The organism is Sneathiella sp. D3-11 (assembly GCF_055809395.1).
Window position 1 is genome coordinate 2,323,871 of record NZ_CM147911.1, and the last position, 18,759, is coordinate 2,342,629.

At 52.5% G+C, this 18,759-nt stretch carries 22 protein-coding genes, 1 other RNA gene and 1 pseudogene; 14 read left to right on the forward strand and 10 right to left on the reverse strand.

Annotated elements, in window-relative coordinates:
* Nucleotides 1-83 precede the first annotated feature (83 nt).
* Nucleotides 84-857, reverse strand: a complete 774-nt coding sequence (gene hisN, locus AC0L73_RS11845) for a histidinol-phosphatase (protein WP_473653828.1) — start codon at nt 855-857, stop codon at nt 84-86.
* A 17-nt stretch (nt 858-874) separates the two neighbouring features.
* Entirely contained in the window at nt 875-1,420 is a 546-nt protein-coding gene (locus AC0L73_RS11850; protein ID WP_473653829.1) for a c-type cytochrome, read from the reverse strand.
* A 142-nt stretch (nt 1,421-1,562) separates the two neighbouring features.
* Here AC0L73_RS11850 and AC0L73_RS11855 point away from each other — a divergent pair, with 142 nt between their 5' ends.
* The 3 genes from AC0L73_RS11855 (at nt 1,563) to AC0L73_RS11865 (ending at nt 3,862) form a co-directional block, all read left to right on the forward strand.
* Complete coding sequence (locus AC0L73_RS11855) at nt 1,563-2,309, forward strand: 3-deoxy-manno-octulosonate cytidylyltransferase (protein WP_227948010.1); 747 nt, start codon at nt 1,563-1,565, stop codon at nt 2,307-2,309.
* An 18-nt stretch (nt 2,310-2,327) separates the two neighbouring features.
* The gene (locus AC0L73_RS11860; protein WP_473653830.1) at nt 2,328-3,188 is read left to right on the forward strand and encodes a prephenate dehydratase; all 861 of its coding nucleotides are present in this window, start codon (nt 2,328-2,330) and stop codon (nt 3,186-3,188) included.
* Between the two features lie 95 nt (nt 3,189-3,283).
* Entirely contained in the window at nt 3,284-3,862 is a 579-nt protein-coding gene (locus AC0L73_RS11865; RefSeq protein WP_227948008.1) for a queuosine precursor transporter, read from the forward strand.
* Here AC0L73_RS11865 and nudC read toward each other — a convergent pair.
* The gene (nudC, locus tag AC0L73_RS11870; protein WP_227948007.1) at nt 3,859-4,794 is read right to left on the reverse strand and encodes an NAD(+) diphosphatase; all 936 of its coding nucleotides are present in this window, start codon (nt 4,792-4,794) and stop codon (nt 3,859-3,861) included. The two genes, AC0L73_RS11865 and nudC, sit on opposite strands and share 4 nt — an antisense overlap.
* A gap of 136 nt (nt 4,795-4,930) precedes the next feature.
* On the opposite strand from nudC, the gene ffs reads away from it, so the two are divergent.
* From ffs to recR, 6 genes and pseudogenes are all read left to right on the forward strand, one after another.
* Nucleotides 4,931-5,026: signal recognition particle sRNA small type (ffs, locus tag AC0L73_RS11875), an RNA gene on the forward strand.
* An 85-nt stretch (nt 5,027-5,111) separates the two neighbouring features.
* A complete protein-coding gene (locus tag AC0L73_RS11880; RefSeq protein ID WP_473653831.1) occupies nt 5,112-5,468 on the forward strand; it encodes a hypothetical protein in 357 nt (118 codons plus the stop codon).
* Nucleotides 5,369-5,743 carry a hypothetical protein gene (locus tag AC0L73_RS11885; protein ID WP_473653832.1) on the forward strand — a complete coding sequence of 125 codons (375 nt, stop codon included), beginning with the start codon at nt 5,369-5,371 and terminating at the stop codon, nt 5,741-5,743. Before AC0L73_RS11880 ends, AC0L73_RS11885 begins: the two co-directional genes overlap by 100 nt.
* 43 nt (nt 5,744-5,786) lie before the next feature.
* Nucleotides 5,787-6,947, forward strand: a complete 1,161-nt coding sequence (locus AC0L73_RS11890) for a hypothetical protein (protein ID WP_473653833.1) — start codon at nt 5,787-5,789, stop codon at nt 6,945-6,947.
* On the forward strand, nt 6,944-7,267 hold the full coding sequence (locus tag AC0L73_RS11895; protein WP_227948005.1) for a YbaB/EbfC family nucleoid-associated protein: 324 nt from the start codon (nt 6,944-6,946) through the stop codon (nt 7,265-7,267). The genes AC0L73_RS11890 and AC0L73_RS11895 overlap by 4 nt, the downstream gene beginning before the upstream one ends.
* Nucleotides 7,268-7,287: 20 nt before the next feature.
* Nucleotides 7,288-7,885 (forward strand): annotated as a pseudogene (gene recR / locus AC0L73_RS11900) (recombination mediator RecR).
* Here recR and AC0L73_RS11905 read toward each other — a convergent pair.
* Nucleotides 7,882-9,012, reverse strand: a complete 1,131-nt coding sequence (locus AC0L73_RS11905; protein WP_227948003.1) for a DNA recombination protein RmuC — start codon at nt 9,010-9,012, stop codon at nt 7,882-7,884. The pseudogene recR and the gene AC0L73_RS11905 overlap by 4 nt on opposite strands.
* 112 nt (nt 9,013-9,124) lie before the next feature.
* On the opposite strand from AC0L73_RS11905, the gene def reads away from it, so the two are divergent.
* The 3 genes from def to truA are packed head-to-tail and all read left to right on the forward strand — an operon-like array spanning nt 9,125 to nt 11,320.
* The gene (gene def / locus AC0L73_RS11910; protein WP_227948002.1) at nt 9,125-9,646 is read left to right on the forward strand and encodes a peptide deformylase; all 522 of its coding nucleotides are present in this window, start codon (nt 9,125-9,127) and stop codon (nt 9,644-9,646) included.
* A gap of 19 nt (nt 9,647-9,665) precedes the next feature.
* Complete coding sequence (gene fmt / locus AC0L73_RS11915; protein ID WP_415776487.1) at nt 9,666-10,580, forward strand: methionyl-tRNA formyltransferase; 915 nt, start codon at nt 9,666-9,668, stop codon at nt 10,578-10,580.
* Nucleotides 10,580-11,320: a tRNA pseudouridine(38-40) synthase TruA gene (gene truA, locus AC0L73_RS11920; protein WP_227948000.1), complete on the forward strand. Its 741-nt coding sequence runs from the start codon at nt 10,580-10,582 to the stop codon at nt 11,318-11,320. The genes fmt and truA overlap by 1 nt, the downstream gene beginning before the upstream one ends.
* Here truA and AC0L73_RS11925 read toward each other — a convergent pair.
* Both AC0L73_RS11925 and dapE read right to left on the reverse strand, forming a co-directional pair.
* Nucleotides 11,317-11,895, reverse strand: a complete 579-nt coding sequence (locus AC0L73_RS11925; protein ID WP_473653834.1) for a hypothetical protein — start codon at nt 11,893-11,895, stop codon at nt 11,317-11,319. The two genes, truA and AC0L73_RS11925, sit on opposite strands and share 4 nt — an antisense overlap.
* Nucleotides 11,892-13,073: a succinyl-diaminopimelate desuccinylase gene (gene dapE, locus AC0L73_RS11930; protein WP_227947998.1), complete on the reverse strand. Its 1,182-nt coding sequence runs from the start codon at nt 13,071-13,073 to the stop codon at nt 11,892-11,894. Before dapE ends, AC0L73_RS11925 begins: the two co-directional genes overlap by 4 nt.
* 132 nt (nt 13,074-13,205) lie before the next feature.
* On the opposite strand from dapE, the gene AC0L73_RS11935 reads away from it, so the two are divergent.
* Nucleotides 13,206-14,084, forward strand: a complete 879-nt coding sequence (locus AC0L73_RS11935; RefSeq protein WP_227947997.1) for a DMT family transporter — start codon at nt 13,206-13,208, stop codon at nt 14,082-14,084.
* A 38-nt stretch (nt 14,085-14,122) separates the two neighbouring features.
* Here AC0L73_RS11935 and dapD read toward each other — a convergent pair whose 3' ends face one another.
* Together dapD and AC0L73_RS11945 are read right to left on the reverse strand one after the other, a co-directional pair.
* A complete protein-coding gene (gene dapD, locus AC0L73_RS11940) occupies nt 14,123-14,968 on the reverse strand; it encodes a 2,3,4,5-tetrahydropyridine-2,6-dicarboxylate N-succinyltransferase (RefSeq protein WP_227947996.1) in 846 nt (281 codons plus the stop codon).
* A gap of 84 nt (nt 14,969-15,052) precedes the next feature.
* Nucleotides 15,053-15,748 (reverse strand): pyrimidine 5'-nucleotidase, encoded by a 696-nt coding sequence (locus tag AC0L73_RS11945; RefSeq protein ID WP_227947995.1) that lies wholly within the window; start codon nt 15,746-15,748, stop codon nt 15,053-15,055.
* A gap of 189 nt (nt 15,749-15,937) precedes the next feature.
* On the opposite strand from AC0L73_RS11945, the gene AC0L73_RS11950 reads away from it, so the two are divergent.
* A complete protein-coding gene (locus tag AC0L73_RS11950) occupies nt 15,938-17,161 on the forward strand; it encodes a DUF2336 domain-containing protein (protein ID WP_227947994.1) in 1,224 nt (407 codons plus the stop codon).
* 8 nt (nt 17,162-17,169) lie between these two features.
* Here AC0L73_RS11950 and argB read toward each other — a convergent pair whose 3' ends face one another.
* Both argB and yihA read right to left on the reverse strand, forming a co-directional pair.
* Complete coding sequence (gene argB / locus AC0L73_RS11955; RefSeq protein ID WP_227947993.1) at nt 17,170-18,081, reverse strand: acetylglutamate kinase; 912 nt, start codon at nt 18,079-18,081, stop codon at nt 17,170-17,172.
* Between the two features lie 5 nt (nt 18,082-18,086).
* Nucleotides 18,087-18,749: a ribosome biogenesis GTP-binding protein YihA/YsxC gene (gene yihA, locus AC0L73_RS11960; protein ID WP_473653835.1), complete on the reverse strand. Its 663-nt coding sequence runs from the start codon at nt 18,747-18,749 to the stop codon at nt 18,087-18,089.
* Between the last annotated feature and the right edge of the window lie 10 nt (nt 18,750-18,759).

Sequence of the window (18,759 nt, forward strand, 5' to 3'; positions counted from 1 at the left end):
GCGCATGTCTAAAACTTTTAATTCAAGATGGGGAGTTTGCCTCATAACATCAAGTAGAAAAGGCGACCGATGCCTCGCCTTAATTACGCCAATATTTCAAGCGCTTGATGATGTGACGAGAGATCACCAGACGCCAAAACGAACCCCGGATTGGCGAGGGTCATTGGGTTGCCCTTCCAATCGGTGATTTTCCCGCCAGCGTTTTCGACAATCGGGACAAGGGCAGCATAGTCATAGGGCTTCATGTCGCAATCCGCGACAATATCGACGAAGCCAAGCGCCAGCAAAGCATAGGCGTAGCAATCATAGCCAAATCGCTTACGTTTTACCGCGTCGTGCAAACGGCAAAAGGCGGGACCGTGTTCCCCCTCCATCAACTCGGTACCATAGGCGAACAAGGTCGCATTGGAGAGGTCGGGGCAGGCGCGGGTTGTAATGATCGCGCCGTTTAGTGTCGTTCGGTCATTCGCTCCAACCCATCTTTCACCAGATATGGGTTGATCGAGAATGCCCATAATAGGCACACCGTTGCGAGTGAGCGCGATCAGGCTACCGAAGGTCGGACTGCCGGAAATAAAGGAAAGCGTGCCGTCGATCGGGTCGAGAACCCAGATATATTCCGCATCTGTCCGCACACTGCCATGTTCTTCGCCGATGATACCATGTGACGGGAATTCGGCGTCAATAAGAGTCCGCATGGCAGCCTCTGCATCACGATCAGCAATGGTGACGGGACTGTTATCATCCTTGCCGATAATATCTATTTTTTGCCGGAAATATTTGCGGATAACCTCACCGGCGACATCCGCCATCCGGTGAGCGAGGGCAATAAACTCTTGCGGGCATTCTTTGTTCACGATGCCCGCAAGCTCAATTATTCAGCGGGTGGAAGAGGAACGTCGCTCTTACCAAGAGTTCTGAGATAGGCGATAAGATCTGCTCGCTGTTCAGGCTTTTTCACACCGGCAAAGGACATCTTGGTGCCTTTGATGTAGGTGCTTGGTTTTGTCAGGAAGAGGTCCAGATCTTCATATCCCCACGCGCCGCCTTTTTCGATAAGGGCGCTGGAGTAACTGAACCCGCTGTGGGTGCCTTTGTCGCGGTTAAGGATGCCGTGGAGGTTAGGACCAATCTTGTTTGGGCCGCCTTCTTCTACCGTGTGGCATGCGCCGCATTTCTTGAATATTTTCTCGCCCTTGGCAACATCTGCGGAGGCAAGCAGTACGCCGAGCGACGGACCAGCAACTTCATCATTCGAGGCCACTTCAGAGGATGCAACCGCGCCTGTATCAATTGCGTACGCAGGTTCCTCCGGATAAGTCGGGTGAATTGCGAGCGTGGCAATTTCATTGATGACCATTATTATTAATACGCCAGCCAGAACGGCAGCGGCAATTTTATTAAACTCGAAAGTATTCATTGCTGACCTCAGCTATCAAACCTGCGGGTACATTTACCAGCCGCGATAAAAAAAAGCGAGGGGAAATTAACTGCTTTCTCATGCCGAGTGCAAGACGTATATATGCCAATGTTAATTAAAATAGACGTTTTGGATCATAATCATGGACTCTTTGCCCAAAAATCCCCTCATTGTCATACCGGCCCGTATGGCATCAAGCAGGCTTCCGGGAAAACCGCTTGCCGATATTGACGGCATGCCGATGATAGTCCAGGTCATGCGTCGGGCGGAAGAAGCAGATATCGGCCCTGTCCTTGTCGCCTGCGCAGAAGAGGAGATTGCAGAGGCCATTCGCACGGCAGGCGGAACCGCCTTGATGACGCGGGCCGATCACCCGTCAGGCTCGGATCGGGTGTTTGAGGCGGTGGAGGCGTTCGATCCTGACGGAGCCTATGACGCGATTATCAATCTGCAAGGTGACTTGCCCGCTCTTGAGCCTTCAGCGATCGCTGCCGTGTTTCAACCGCTACAAAATGTCGCAGTCGATATCGCAACGCTAGTTGCCGAAATCAAGGATGAGGAAGAGCTGGAAGATGAAAATGCCGTCAAGGCGGTTGTCTCGCTGGCAGAAGGAGAGAGTGTCGGTCGGGCTCTTTGGTTCAGTCGTTTGAAATCACCTTGGGGAAGCGGGCCGCATTATCATCATATCGGACTCTATGCCTACCGGCGGGGGGCGCTGGCGCGGTTCGTTACGCTTTCGCCTGCCCCGTTGGAACAGCGAGAGCGGCTTGAGCAGTTGCGAGCGCTTGAAAATGGGATGCGTATCGACGCGGCGGTCGTTGACACAGTGCCGCTTGGTGTTGATACTCCCGAGGATTTGGCGCGTATCCGCCGCATGTTTCGTTCCTGAGAAATTGAGAAGTTAGAAATGTCAGACATTGATCCCGACAACCGCATTGCCTTTCAGGGCGTGCCGGGGGCTTATGGCCATTTATCCTGCAGCAACGTTTATCCGGATATGGAAGCGATTGCCTGCGATACCTTTGCCGATGCATTGGCAATGGTGCGCAATGGGGACGCGGCGCTCGCCATGATCCCAGTTGAAAATTCGCTCGGTGGTCGGGTTGCGGACATACATCATCTACTGCCCGATTCCGGGCTTTATATCATCGGGGAGCATTTCCAACCGGTTATGCACCAGCTTCTCGGAGTGCCGGGATCGACCTTATCAGATATTAAGGCCGTTCATAGTCATGAGCAGGCGCTCTCCCAATGTCGTGGTTTGACCCGCGATCTTGGAATTGAGCCCATTATTCATGCGGATACAGCAGGCTCTGCGAAAATGATCGCTGAGCTTGGCGACAAGACCCAGGCGTCCATTGCTTCCAGCCTTGCGGGAGAAATCTATGGCCTGGACGTTTTGCGTGACCGGGTTGAGGATCGTATTGGTAATACGACGCGGTTCATTATCATGTCACGACAGCGGCAGGACCCCGATCCGAAAGATGGCAGTTGTATGATGAGTTTCGTCTTTCAAGTACGGAGCCAGCCGGCGGCACTTTATAAGGCGCTGGGTGGATTTGCGACTAACGGCATCAATGTGACAAAGCTTGAAAGCTATATTACGGACGCAAGTTTTGAGGCGGCGCAGTTCTATATCGATATCGAAGGCCACCCCGATGAAGCACGGGTTGCTCGGGCGATTGAGGAATTGCAGTTCTTCTCTGCTAAACTGAAGATTCTCGGTGTTTATCCAATGAATGCCTATCGTCGGCAATACGGGACGTAAAACCGGTTGCCTCATTGGGGTCGATTGAATATAAGCTGTCGGAAATTTAATACTCTTACAGGCGGAAAGCCTGTGCATTGTAATCGAGATTGAAAATGCTCAAAGATTATATCCATGACGTGGTAAAACTCAGTCGCGCGCAGAAACTATTCCTGCTTGCTGGTGTTGTCGCGATGGCTGTCGTTGTCACGGCCTCCAATATACTCGTTGAGATGCCGGTGAATGATTGGTTTACCTGGGGGGCGCTGTCTTACCCGATTGCATTTCTGGTGACAGACATTACTAACCGGACGCTTGGTGTGCGGCTTGCGCGTGATGTCGTTTTCGTCGGCTTTATTGTGGCCGTTGTCATGTCGCTGCTTCTGGCAAATCCGCGCATCGCAATCGCGTCCGGCTCAGCGTTTTTCATCGCTCAAATGCTGGACGTTACCATTTTTGACAAGCTGCGGCGTCAGTCTTGGTGGAAAGCGCCGGTGGCATCTTCTGTCATCGCGTCTTTTGTTGATACAGTGATCTTTTTCGTGCTTGCCTTCGCAGGCACAGGGCTTCCCTGGCATACCTGGGCGCTGGGCGATTATGCGGCCAAGCTGATTATGGTGGCGGTGCTGATCTTGCCGTTCCGAGGACTGATCAAAATTACCGACCCACTCACGCTCTCGCCGGTCTCGCGTTAGGCTGTGGGCTCGCTTCCCTCAATCCAGGCTTTCGCGAGTTGATGGGCGAGGGCAATGGGCCCGCCTATCCGTAAACCAGTCGGTTTGGTGCTCTGCTCCAGCATCATGCGAACCTCTTCACGGCTGAACCATCTGGCGTCGTTGAGTTCTGTCTTGTCCACGGTGATTTCCTCAGTGAGTGCTTCGGCAAAGCAGCCGATCATGAGGGAAGAGGGGAACGGCCAGGGTTGTGATTGGTGATAACGGACGTTGTCGACTTTAATGGCCGATTCTTCCATCACCTCGCGCATAACGCCTTGTTCGATCGTTTCGCCCGGTTCGATAAAGCCCGCGAGGCAGGAATAGAAATCACCCGGAAAGTTTATGCCCTGACCAAGAAGGCATTTATCACCACGGGTCACCATCATGATTGCGACCGGGTCAGTGCGCGGAAAATGCGTCGCTTTGCAGGTGGTATCTTCACATTTTCGCGAATACCCGGCCTCCTGAGAATAAGTGGGGGCACCGCAAACAGCGCAGAAACCATGCCGATTATGCCAGTCGATCATCGAGCGGGCCTGCGCCAGTGCGCCGGCTTCACCGGAACTCAGTTGCGGCGCGACTGAACGGACATCAATAAATTTCCCCCAATCTTCGCTCGGCGGTCTTTTGGGGTTTTCAATTTCCGACACATCTACTGCGAAATGACAGATGTCTTCCGCGGTGCCTAAAAATATCAATGCGGCATCCGCGGTAACAAATTCCTGTACTTCCAGATATCCACGCCAGTCGATGCGCGCACCTTCCTTCAGGCTGATCAAGGCCTTCAACTGATGCATCGGAAGGAACCGGCTACTCGGATCTTTTAATTTTTGTTCTATCCAATTTGGATCTGTCCGCAGATGGGACGCGCGGTCGAAGTCACCGCCAGCAAAGACAATCGGTTTTTTCATGGGCGGCAGATTGTCACAACTTATCCGTTCCTGCAATCGCCAAGACGCTATATTTTGAATGATTGTTCTAGATCGGGATCAAAAAACAGGAAAAAAGGGCTTGCTTCTCTTCGTTAACTGCATGATATAGGCGGTGGAAGGCTGGCGATGGGCGTGCTCCTCGCGAACCCGGTCAGATCCGGAAGGAAGCAGCCGTAACGAGTTTCGGTGCGGGTCGTTGTCAGTCTTCTACTTTCCCATGTCATTGTTGCATGCAAGCGAACAAATCCTGTTCCTTTGACTGGTATTTAGCTGAAGTTCTCTGCTATGATTGCGCCATGACAAGTGATCAATCCAATAGCCCCTATCGAGTGCTGGCCCGTAAATATCGACCGTCGACCTTCGACGAGCTGATCGGCCATGAGGCGATGGTGAAAACGCTCTCCAATGCGTTGGAAGCGGGACGTCTTGCCCATGCATTTATTCTGACGGGAACACGCGGGATAGGCAAGACGACAACAGCGCGCATTATCGCCCGGGGCCTTAACTGTACAGGGCCGGACGGGAACGGGGGGCAACTGTCACCCCTTGTGGAGTGTGCCAGAACTGCGTTGCCATTGCCGAGGATCGCCATCAGGATGTTCTGGAAATGGACGCGGCAAGCCGAACCGGTGTGGATGATATCCGCGAATTGATTGACGGTGTGCGGTATCTGCCTGTTGCCGCGCGGTTTAAGATCTACATCATCGACGAAGTGCATATGCTCTCCAAGAACGCTTTCAATGCGTTACTGAAAACGCTGGAGGAGCCGCCCGAGCATGTAAAATTCATTTTCGCGACAACAGAGATCTCGAAAAATCCCGGTTACCGTCCTGTCCCGTTGCCAGCGGTTCGATCTGAAGCGGGTCGACGGGGATGCGCTTGCCGCTTATTTTGCGACGATCGCCCAAAAGGAACAGGCCGAAATTGAGGGGGATGCCCTTGCTCTGATCGCTCGCGCGGCTGAAGGGTCGGTGCGCGACGGCCTGTCGCTACTTGACCAAGCGATAGCGCATGGGGACGGAACAGTAACGGCGCTGCAAGTACGTGATATGCTTGGCCTAGCGGACCGGACCCGTATCCTTGATCTGCTAGGTCTCTTGATGGAAGGGAATATCAAGGACGCGCTCGCGCTCCTGCGAAACCAATATGACAGCGGCGCCGATCCAGTGGTTATTATTCAGGATTTGCTGGAACTAACGTATTGGTTGACGTCCCTTAAAGTCACGCCAGAGGCCGCCAATAATATTGCCATGGCAGGCGGCGAAATTACGCGGGGCGAGGAACTGGCAAAGAAGCTTTCAATGCCCGTGCTCGCCCGCACGTGGCAAATGCTGTTGAAAGGTCTGGACGAAGTCAGCCATGCACCGATGCCGCTCGCTGCAGCGGAGATGGTTCTGGTCCGACTTGCCTATGTAAGCGAACTGCCAACACCGAACGACCTTGCGCGGCAGATTGCGGATAACCCAAAAGAAGGCAGTGTAGCCTCCGCAACAAATGATGGAAGCCGCCCGGTATCTGCGCCGCAAGGCGGCCCGGCGATGGGTCACTCAGGAGGGCGCGCTGCCGCAGTCGCGATTTCAGCCTCTCCGGCCCCGCAGCAGGGAATCGATCCACGCGGGCATTTGTCGCTGGTTGCGCGCAATGACGATCTGCCGGAACGTGAGCCGGTTAAGGTGGAGTTGGTGCCTGAAAAACAACCGCTTCAATCCATGGAGGATGTGGTCAACCTCTTGACCGATCGTCAGGATATCAAGCTCAAAGGAGAGGTTCTTAACTTCGTCCGACCTGTGGCGTTTGAACATGGAATGATAGAATTCAGCCCGGCAGCGGGCGCTGCAGCGGACCTCGCCGCTCGGCTTGGTAGGCGTCTGCGTGAAATTACCGGCGATCAATGGGACGTGCGAATGACCGCCCAAGCGGAAGGGACTGCAACCGTCGCAGAGAAACGCCAAAGCGATAAAGCGGCCGAGATTGAAGCGATGGAGGCCCATCCCATGGTGCAAAATATCAAATCTCTTTTCCCCAATGCAACAATCCGGGAGATCCGGCACCTCGGTCCCTCCCTTGACATAATGCTTCCCGATGACATATCCGGTGAAGACGAAATTGATGACGGAGATACATTCGAATGAAGAACCTTGGCAACCTGATGAAACAGGCCAAAGAGATGCAAAGTAAAATGGCCGAAATGCAGGCTGAACTGGAACATCATGAGGTTATGGGCCAGTCTGGAGCTGGCATGGTCAAGGTGACACTTAATTGCAAGGGCGAGATGCGCAAGCTTGAGGTAGATTCTTCTCTTGTCGATCCTGAAGACAAGGAAGTCATGGAAGATCTGATAATTGCCGCACATGCGGACGCGCGCGGCAAAGTAGAGGCTTATTCTGCAGAGAAAATGAAGGAAATGACCGGCGGATTGGAACTGCCACCCGGTATGCAGATGCCCTTTTAGGGCGGCGGTAAAATACGCTTATGAGCCAGTCCGAAATTGAACATCTGATACAGCTTCTCTCCAAGCTTCCGGGACTGGGTCCCCGCTCTGCGCGCCGGGCGACGCTCTATCTTATTAGCCGGCGAGAGAGCTTATTGACGCCATTATCCGCCGCCATGCAGGCCGCCGCAGATAATGTAAAAGTCTGCAGTCAATGCTGGAACTCTGGATGTGACTGATCCTTGCGATATCTGCCGGGATGTTAAGCGGGATCAAAGCCTTCTTTGTGTGGTGGAAGATGTGTCTGACCTTTGGGCGCTGGAACGTTCAGAGGCGTTTCGCGGGCGCTATCATGTGTTGGGTGGCACGCTATCCGCTCTCGACGGGATTGGCCCGGATGAACTTAATATGGAGCCCCTGATCCACCGCGTCGGGGAAGGGGGAATCACTGAGGTTATTCTTGCCCTCAACGCGACAGTCGATGGCCAGACAACTTCTCACTTTCTATCTGACCGTCTTTCCGATTTCGGCGTTCAGGTCACGCGGCTTGCGCATGGTGTTCCCGTTGGAGGGGAACTTGACTATCTTGACGATGGAACCTTGTCGGCGGCGCTGAAATCTCGACGTTCGATGGGTTAATCCCGCTCTTCCATCAGATGCGGCTGATCTGGCGGCCCGGCCAGAAGATCACTTTCTTCCTCCCCCAGTTGCAGCTCTTCAATTTTTTCCGCGCGGCTGCTGATTTTCCGGCTTGAAGTTTCGATAAGTTCAATATCCTTACTGGCCTGCAAAAAATGTTTTCCGAGATTCTCAACTCGGGCATCAAGCCGCAAAACATCCTTTAACAAAACCCCGACTTCCTTCTGGATCACCCCCGCCTGTGCCCGCATCTGGCTATCCTTCAGCACCGCACGTACGGTATTGAGGGTCGCCATCAGAGTTGTCGGGGAGACAATCCAGACCCTTGCTTTGTAGGATCTTTCCAGTATCGCAGGGAAATTGGCATGAAGCTCCGCATAGACAGCTTCGGACGGCAGGAAAAGAAGCGCCGATTCGGCGGTCTCTCCTTCCAGAATATACTTCTCGCTGATATCTGCGATATGCTTCTGCATGGCGCCAGTAAAGGCGCGCGATGCCAGAACTTTATCACTGTCGGTTTCGGCCTGCCTCAGCATGTGATAGCTCTCTAGTGGGAATTTCGCGTCCACGACGATTGAGCCAGGAGGGTTGGGAAGTTTGATCAGGCAGTCCGCACGCTTCTGATTGCTAAGCGTTACCTGAAATTCATAGGCCGACGGCGGTAGAGCCGATTTCACCAGATCATTAAGCTGAATTTCACCGAAGGCGCCACGTGCCTGCTTATTCGCGAGAATATCCTGTAGCCCGACAACTTGGTTGGAAAGCTCCGTCAGGTTGTTCTGCGCCTTGTCGATCACTGCGAGCCGGGTCTGTAGTTCGGTCAGGCTTTGGCCGGTTTTCTCCGCTGACTGGGTAAGGCTGTCTCCTAAACGTTTGGAAACAGTATCCAGGCGCTCGCTCAGGGTTTGGTTGATCTCCTGACGACTTTGGGCGCTGTCCGTTGAAATTTGCTTGAGTTGCCCTTCGAGCTGAGCCTGCTGGTTAATCAGGCTCTCGGTCAGGCGGGTCAAATTCTCGCTATTTGTGGAGGCTGTTTCCGCAAGTTTTGCCGCCTTCGACATCTTGAAGAACAGAACCAGCGTGATAACCGCCAGAAACGCAATGACCGCAATCAGGGCAATTTCCATTAATAACTCTCCCAAACGCACTATATTCTGGCCGTCAATGGCCTTGACGAACGCAAACAGGCATAATACCTACACTTTGGATATATCGTAACGCGAACAACAACGGAACACCATGGCCCTTTTGCCCATATATACAGCGCCGGACCCGCTTTTGAAAACTATCTCCCAACCAGTGGAAAAGGTGGATGCGGAAATTCGCAAGCTGGTCGATGATATGTTCGATACCATGTATGCCGCGCCCGGAATTGGCTTGGCGGCAATACAGGTTGGTGTGCAAAAGCGCCTGCTGGTTATGGATGTAGTCGGCAAAGGAAACGAGAATGAGGACCCGCAACCGATCGCGCTGATCAATCCGGAAATCACCTGGGTTTCGGATCATGATGTCACCTACGAAGAAGGCTGCCTGTCCGTGCCGGAGCACTATGCCGATGTGGTACGCCCCGCCGAAGTAGAGATCAGCTATCTGGATGTAGATGGAAAGCAACAGACATTGCGGGCGGAAGGTTTGCTGGCTACCTGTGTTCAGCATGAAATGGATCATTTGGATGGAATCCTGTTCCTCGATCATATTTCTGCCCTCAAACGCAACATGATCTTGAGAAAATTGCTTAAACTGAAAAAACTGGCGAGCTAAAGGAGCCATTATGGCGGGATTGCGACTTGCCTTTATGGGAACGCCGGAGTTCTCCGCCCATATCCTGAGAGCGTTGATTGGCTCACCGCATGAGGTGGTGTGCGTTTATTCTCAGCCCCCGCGCCGGGCGGGCCGGGGAAAGAAACTGATGCCATCTGCCGTCCATCAGCTGGCGGAGGCAGAGGGTTTACCGGTCCGCACGCCAGCCTCCCTAAAATCACCGGAAGTTCAGGCAGAGTTTGCAGAGCTAAATCTCGACGCTGCCATTGTCGTTGCCTATGGGCTCATTCTGCCTCAGGCAATTCTTGATGCACCGAAGTACGGATGCCTTAATTTGCATGCGTCTTTGCTTCCGCGCTGGCGCGGGGCCGCCCCGATCCAGCGGGCGATCATGGCGGGGGATGAAGAAACCGGTATTGCTGTTATGCAAATGGAGGCAGGGTTGGACACAGGCCCGGTTTTGAGCGAAGCACGGGTGCCAATCACAGCTGAGACGACGGCGGGCGTTCTTCATGATGCGCTTGCCGATGTTGGGGGGACTTTGATGCTTGGGACCTTGGGGAAGCTTGGAAGTCCGGATGTTGTTGCAACGCCGCAGGCGGCCGACGGCATTACTTACGCCGAGAAAATTTCAAAATCCGAGGCCGAGATCGACTGGGGCCGTAGCGCCATCGAACTTGATCGTCATATTCGCGGCCTGAACCCGGCACCGGGCGCGTATTTTGAATATCAAGGGCAGCGGATCAAGCTGTTGTCAGCGATGCCGGTAGACGGAGACGGCGCACCCGGCGAAGCGCTGGATGATCAGTTGACAATTGCTTGCGGAGAGGGAGCATTGAGGCTCATCACCCTGCAACCCGCCGGTAAAAGCGCAATGAATGCCGCGGCCTTCCTCAATGGTCGACCTATCGCAAAAGGCGAGGTGTTGGGCTGATGCCCTGTTATCGCATAAAAATTGAATATGATGGGCGCGATCTCGTGGGCTGGCAGCGTCAGAATAATGGCCCCTCTGTTCAGCAGCATATTGAGGAGGCCATATTCGATTTTTGCGGGGAAGATGTGCGTATTCAGGGCGCGGGTCGTACGGACGCCGGGGTTCATGCTCTCGGGCAGGTCGCGAATTTTGAACTTGCCAGGAACAGAGAACCACAGGTCGTCATGAACGCGCTGAACCAGCATCTGAAGCCGGCGCCGATTGCGGTTCTCGACTGCGAAGAAGTAAACGAAGACTTCAGCGCGCGCTTTTCTGCGAAGAAGCGGCATTATCTTTACAGGATCATCAATCGTCGAGCCCCCTTGACCGTGGATGCTGGTCTTGCGTGGCTTGTTAAACGAGAGCTTGATGCAGATGCGATGAATGAAGCGGCACAGATTTTGATCGGCCGTCATGATTTTACCAGTTTTCGCGCCGCCGCCTGTCAGGCGAGTTCGCCAGTCCGGACACTTGAAAAGCTTTCCGTGTGTCGTAAAGGAGAGGAAATACAAATCCGGGCCTCGGCTATTTCCTTCCTGCATAATCAGGTCCGATCAATGGTCGGTAGCCTCTCCCTTATTGGGACAGATCAATGGACAAAGGAAGATTTGACGGATGCGCTGGAGGCAAAAGACCGTCAGCGCGCAGGTCCAAATGCGCCGCCTTACGGCCTATATTTGACGCAGGTAGACTATGATTAGGCCGGCACGGTAAAAATCCACTCTAGAAAAATTGACTGCACCAATATCACGATCAAAAACTCTAAAAAAGCCAAGCCGACCGCTGTCATTCCTGTCAGGTTGAGTGTAACTTTCAACATGTACCAGAGAAGGGCATATGTCGCAGCAATGAAAAGCAGAGTCATCGTAGCGGCAATATTTTCTGGAAATATCCCCGTTGCGATAATGGAGATTGGGAACCAGACAAGGATGATCCCGAATTGCATCCAATTGTATACGACGACAAAAATGCTATAGCGATCCGAGAAGCCCATATAGCGCGCGAGCACGGCGACAATTGCCAGATATGCGCCCCAACTAATCAGTAAGGCGAGGCAGAGGTAGAGCAAGAACGGAACAATCGACGTATCTGTTGGAACTTTCCGGTAGTCGATCGAATTTTCAATTGCGAACAGAGGTAACGCGAGGATCATCGCCAGGAATGAGCGATAAAATCCTTCCATCGACATATTGAAATAGGCGAGTGCGTGGGGATCCCGCCGCGCGAGAAGATAGACGCCAAAAAGTGAATTGACGATTTCCCGAATACTGGTCATCTGTCTTTCGCAAAATAACTTCTTAGAATATCCGCATAGATATCGGTCAGTGCCTCGACATCTGCCACATCGGCCCGTTCGTCTATTTTATGCATGGTCTGGCTGATCAGGCCGAATTCCACAACAGGGCAGTGATCCTTGATAAAGCGGGCATCTGACGTGCCGCCGGTGGTTGAAAGCTCGGGCTTTCGGCCTAGACGTTTTTCGATTGCCTCAACAATAAGCGCACTGAATTCCCCTTCCGGTGTGAGGAAGGGTGACGAGTTTTTTCGGATATCGAGCTCATATTGGCAGTGACGCTCCTTGGCGACGCGATCAAGCACCTTAATAATTGTTTGTTCAAGTGAGTCGAGACTATGATGTGTATTGAACCGGATGTTGAACGTACCGTGTGCCGACTTAGGGATGACATTTGTCGCCGGGTTACCGACATCAACCGTTGTGAATTCCAGATTGCTTGGCTGAAAATGCTCCGTCCCGTTATCAAGAACCAACTCGTCTAGGGCCACGACCATTGCCGCGAGATGTGGCACGGGATTATCGGCAAGGTGAGGATAGGCAATATGCCCTTCCGTTCCGATTACATTGAGATAGCCGGTGAAGGAGCCGCGCCTGCCGATCTTGACCATATCCCCAAGCTCATGGGGATTTGTTGGTTCGCCAACGATGCAATGGTCTATCTTTTCGCCATTTTCAACCATCCAGTCGAGGACTTTGCGGGTGCCGTTGATGGCGGGGCCTTCTTCATCGCCGGTAATCAAAAGGCTTAGGGAACCTGCAAACTTACCACCGGTTTCATTGATTAGCCGGTTTGAGGCTGTGGCGAAGGCCGCAACCGCTGCTTTCATGTCGGCAGCGCCACGGCCAATAATCACTCCGTCCTTAATAGTGCCATTGAAGGGATCGACACTCCAGGCTTCTGCATTGCCAATGGGCACGACGTCCGTATGACCGGCAAAACACAAATTCGGTGCTTCTGTGCCAAAACGTGCGTAAAGGTTTTCCACATCTGGTGTGCCCTCTTCGCCAAAGGTGAGCCGGTGGCAGACAAAGCCAATTTCTTCCAGACTCTTCTGAAGCACGTCAAGGGCGCCGGCATCTTCCGGTGTAACACTCGGGCATCGCAACAACGCCTGAGTAAGGGCGATGACTTCCGATATTTGCAAGTTCTTATCCATGAATGACCTTTACCGTTCGGTGGGCCGTTCGGTCAATGGGGAAGGTGGATGTAGTAAATAATTCTATCACTGTCATTGCAGTTTCTACGGGCACAGGATAAGACTGCTCCGCTTAAATAAGAAAGTCGTACTATGTCTCTCACCTCACTTACAGAATCGGGAAATATCCGCGGAATTATATTCATCGTCGTTGGTATGCTTTTTATGACGTCTATGGATGCGGTCGCGAAGCTTTTGGTTGAGGCGAACTATTCAGTCGTTCAAATGCTGGCGATCCGCGGCGCTATTCTTTTGCCGCTTCTGCTGATTTGGGCAGCCGCGCGCGGGGAATCCCATATGATTAAAACTCGGCAAATCCGTGGCCATGCCCTTCGGATTGCTTTTGGCATCTTCGCGCCACTTCTGTTTTTTCAGTCATTGAAAGAACTTCCGCTTGCCGATGCGACGGTCATCTTCTTTATTTCGCCATTTGTAATGACGGCGCTTTCGGTGCCGCTGTTCAAAGAAAAGGTCGGTATCCACCGCTGGAGCGCGATCTTCGTTGGTTTCGCGGGTGTCTTGTTCGTCCTGCAACCCACGTCCGGTCTGCTGAAGCCGGAGGCCTTTATGGTGCTCGCCGCGAGTCTCTGTTATTGCGGCGTCATGCTGACCGGGCGGGTTTTGAGCCGTACCGAGACGACGTTCACGATTATTTTCTATAGCAATCTCGGTCTTTTGGTTGCTTCCGGAATTGCGTCAATTTTCGCCTGGCAGCCTATGCCGATGGACGATCTGGGCCTTGTGGTGTTGATGGCGTTGTTGTCGCTCGCGGGGAATATCTGTCTTGTAAGGTCATTCGCCATTGGTGAGGTTGGCGTGATTACACCATTTGAATATACGGCGCTTCTTTGGGCGGTTTTACTGGGATATTTCGTTTTTGCTGATTTTCCGGCGCTTAACGTTTGGATCGGCGTTGTTATAATTGCCGGCAGTGGACTTTATATGATCTATCGCGAAAATTTGCGCCGATAAGAGAACCGGCGGAGATATATCTCCGCCGGTTGGTTTTATCAGTCTCTCAACAAATCATTGATCGATGTTTTGGAGCGGGTCTGCGCGTCCACTGTCTTGACGATGACGGCGCAATAGAGGCTCGGACCCGGGGTTCCATCCGGAAGCGGTTTGCCGGGAAGGCTGCCCGGGACAACGACGGAATAGGCAGGTACGCGACCGATATGGATCTCGCCGGTATCGCGGTTGATGATCTTGGTGGAGGCGCTGATAAAGACGCCCATGGAAAGGACTGAGCCTTCCTCAACAATAACACCCTCCACAATCTCGGAGCGGGCGCCGATGAAGCAGTTATCTTCGATGATAACCGGATCAGCCTGCAAAGGTTCAAGTACGCCGCCAATTCCGACGCCGCCAGACAGATGTACATTCTTGCCGATCTGGGCGCAGGAACCGACCGTCACCCAAGTATCTACCATCGTGCCGCTATCGACATAGGCACCAAGATTGACAAAGCTCGGCATCAGGATGGCGCCGGGGGCAATATAGGCGCTTCTGCGAACGATACAGTTTGGTACGGCACGGAAACCGGCTTCGCGAAAGCGGTTTTCTCCCCAACCTTCAAACTTGCTCGGCACCTTGTCCCACCAGTTTGAATTGTTGCCTGGGCCACCAGCAATCATTTCCATGTCGTTGAGGCGGAAGGAGAGCAGGACCGCTTTCTTGGCCCATTGATTGACAACCCAGCCATCACTTCCTTTTTCGGCGACACGGAGCTCTCCGCTGTCGAGAGCATTCAACGTTGCCTCAACGGCATCGCGGACTTCGCCCGTTGTTGTGGTCGAAATATTGTCCCGGCTTTCCCAAGCGGCCTCAACAACCGGCTGCAATTCGGCTAATGTCATAGTGGTTTGTCCCTGAAGTCTGGTAAATCTATGTTCGCGAGAACATACCCCGCCACCGGCAGATGTCAATCTGCGCGGCAGGTTTTATGTAATTTGTGGGCGATCCGTTAGCAGGTCGCTCAGCCATCGAGGGAGATCGTCTGTTTGATAATGAATATGCGGTCCTTCGGCACCATGACTCGACCAATGTTCTTCATTTGGAATCCAGACGGTCGTCATTCCCATTTCATGCGCGGGCGCCAGATTGACGGCCATATCCTCGAAAAGAACAGCTTTTTCGGGATTAATATCAAATTCCCGTACCAGTTTCTCATACACAGGCTTATGCGGTTTGGGTTTGAAATCAGCGGCAACGATATCGAAGATATGATCAAAATGATGATCGATCCCGAGTTGGGTTGATACGTTGGTTGCGTGATAGTGCGATCCGTTGGTGAAGATAATTTTGCGACCCGGTAATTGTTCCAGAGCATCGCTCAATTCCGGTGCTGCTAAAAGATCAGAGACATCGATATCATGCACATAATCGAGGAAATCGGCAGGATTTATATCATAATTCTGCATCAGCCCACTCAGGGTTGTCCCATGTTCGTGAAAATACTTTTTCTGAACATTCTTTGCCTCGATAAGATCCACTTTAAGAAAATCTGAAATAAACTCTCCCATTTTCTTATCAATTTTCGCGAACAGGTTCGATTTTGATGGATAGAGCGTGTTATCCAGATCGAATATCCAGCAATCGATATGGTCAAAACTTTTCCAGCGAGGATTTTCTGTCATGGATCAGACTTTGCCGCGTCATCCATGGTCACGACAAGAACTAATTGTAGGCGGGCGAAAAATAGGCGTAGCTTTTAAAAAAAGGGTCCCTTTTTAAGAGCCTATTAAGCTTAAAACCCTATTGTATCCGTCTATGAAGCGACTATTGGTAAACCGGCGAGTGGTACTGGTGTGAGTGGGCAATCGAATTTGAAAAAGACCGGATCCTCCTATGAGGACAATAAGGCCCGGGCCTTGAGTACGGATGTTGCCGTACGGGCTGATCTTGCCGCATATGAAGATGCTGAGCCGGAAATCCTCTATTACCTTACAGATGATTCGTCTGGCAAAGTTCGAAAGAACCTTGCCCTTAATCCATGTACGCCGGTCAAAGCCAACCTCATTCTTGCGCAGGATGAGGATGAAGAAGTACGGATGGATCTGGCGCGAAAAATCTGCCGTCTCCTGCCGGATCTCTCGGGCGAACAAACGGCAATCATTCTTGAAAAAACGATCGAGGTTCTGGAAATTCTCGCCAAAGATCAGGTAACAGCTGTTCGGGTGATTATTTCGGAAACCTTGAAGGAAAGTGTCGAGGCGCCAAAGAATATTATACTGAACCTCGCGAAAGACGTTGAAGAAATCGTCGCTAGCCCGATCCTAGAATATTCCCCTTTACTCTCCGACAATGACCTTTTGGAAATTATGGCGAGCGGAATCGCTGCAGGCGCGCTTCCTGCCGTTGCCCGCAGACCAGATCTCAGTGAAGATGTTTCTGATGCCGTTGTCGCGCAACTAGAGGTGCCTGCAATCTCCTCGCTGCTCGCTAATCCGTCAGCGAAAATACGTGAAGACACTCTCGATCAGATCATGGATCAGGCGGAGAGCGTCGAGCCGCTTCACGAGCATCTGGTTATGCGGCTAAACCTATCGCTCCGGGCGATGCGTCGAATATCTGGTTTTGTCGCCTCCTCCCTCGTTGAAAAACTGGTCCACCGGAACAACCTTCCTCCCGCTACGGAGAAAGAACTTAAAAGCATCGTCAGGGACCGTATTGAGCAAACCCGTGAATTTATGCCTACAGGCGAAGGCGGGGGAAAGACCCGTGCAGAAAAGATGTTTGCGGAAAGTCGGCTTGATGAAGAGGCCATTGCTGACGCAGTTGATCTCAAAGATCAGGAGTTCGTTGTGGCGTCTCTTTCCCTGCTTGGTAAATATAGTTCAAAGAAAGTTAGCGCCATGCTGGCGTCCCGCAACGGCAAGGTTGTGACCTCGCTTTGCTGGAAAGCGGGCCTTTCCATGCGCCTTGCCTTTAAAATCCAGACGGCCATTGCGCATGTACCGCGCGGCGATATTGTCAATGCCCGGAATGGAATTGAATTTCCCTTTACGGATAAGGAAATGGAATGGCAACTATCCTTCTATGAGGGGTAGCGCGTAGCTCAAGTGGTTGCTTCGGTAATCATTGTCCCGACGCCATGCTCGGTGAAGGTTTCCAACAGCAGGACATGCGGGATACGGCCATCAAGTATAGTTGCGGCCTCCACTCCTTCTTCAAGCGCGAAAAGACAGGTTTCTAGTTTCGGGATCATGCCGCCAACGATGGTGCCATCTTTCTGCAACTTCCGCACTTCATCCGGACTTAACCGATTGATCAGCTTTTTGTTCTTGTCCAGAACCCCCTCAACATCAGTCATCATGATGAGCTTCGTCGCACCGATCGCGGCTGCGATATGGCCTGCGGCCGTATCGGCATTGATATTATAGGTCTGGCCGTTTGATCCGACCCCGATGGGGGCAATCACTGGAATGAGGTTGTTTTCCTCAAAGCTTTCAAGAATTTCCGGGTTTATACGCCGTGGCTCACCGACGAAACCAAGATCAAGTATCCGTTCGATATTGCTGTCCGGATCGCGCTTGGTGCGGTTCAGCTTCTGGGCCTCGATCAGGTTACCGTCCTTGCCCGAAAGACCGATAGCGAGACCGCCAGCAGAGTTAATTGAGGTAACAATCTTTTTGTTCAATGATCCGGACAGGACCATTTCAGCGATTTCCACTGTTTCTTTGTCGGTGACCCTAAGACCGTCAATGAAAGAACTCTGGATTTTCAGCCGTTCCAGCATGCTCCCGATTTGCGGGCCGCCGCCATGGACGATCACCGGGTTAATGCCGACCTGCTTCATCAGGGCGACATCCCGTGCAAAATAATGAGAAAGCTGCTCATCTCCCATGGCGTGACCACCATACTTGATAACGAAAGTCTGACCGCTGAACCGGTGCATATAGGGCAGGGCTTCGGACAGTGTCCGGGCCTTGGCAAGTTGCTCCTCGACTGACAGGGGTTTATCACTCATTTCTATCATCCAGCCTCTTCTGCCAATGAAGCAATTTCCGCCCGGAGGGTCTCTATCCCGGTTCCTTTGACAGAACTTGTGAGCATGATCTCCGGATGGGCAGCTGGCCGCTTGGCAAGCTCTGCCTCAATTTTTTTTGTGATCGATTTCACGTCACTTTGATTGCTCTTGTCAACCTTTGTGAGAATGATCTGATAGCTGACTGCGGCAACGTCTAGCATGTCCATGACCTCCCGATCGGTCACCTTCAGCCCATGGCGCGCATCAATCAGCAAGAGACCCCGCCGCAAGGTGGAACGCCCCTTGAGATAACTGTTTACAAGGTCCGTCCAAATACTGATTTTTTGTTTCGATGCCTTGGCATAACCATGGCCCGGCAAATCGACAAGATGAATCTGGTCGCCTAAATTGAAGAAATTGATTTGCTGCGTGCGCCCTGGTGTGTTGGACGTCCGGGCAAGCGTGTTGCGGTTAGTCAGCGCGTTAATCAGGCTGGATTTTCCGACATTTGACCGACCAGCGAAGGCGACCTCTGTCAGGTCCAGCTCCGGCAGCATTTCCTCCGTCGCAGCGCCCGCGACGAACTGGCATTCCTTCGCAAAGAGCAAACGCCCCGCTTCTATACGTCTTGCTTCATTCTCGTCGCGGGGGTCTGTTGCATCGGTCATGACATCTCCG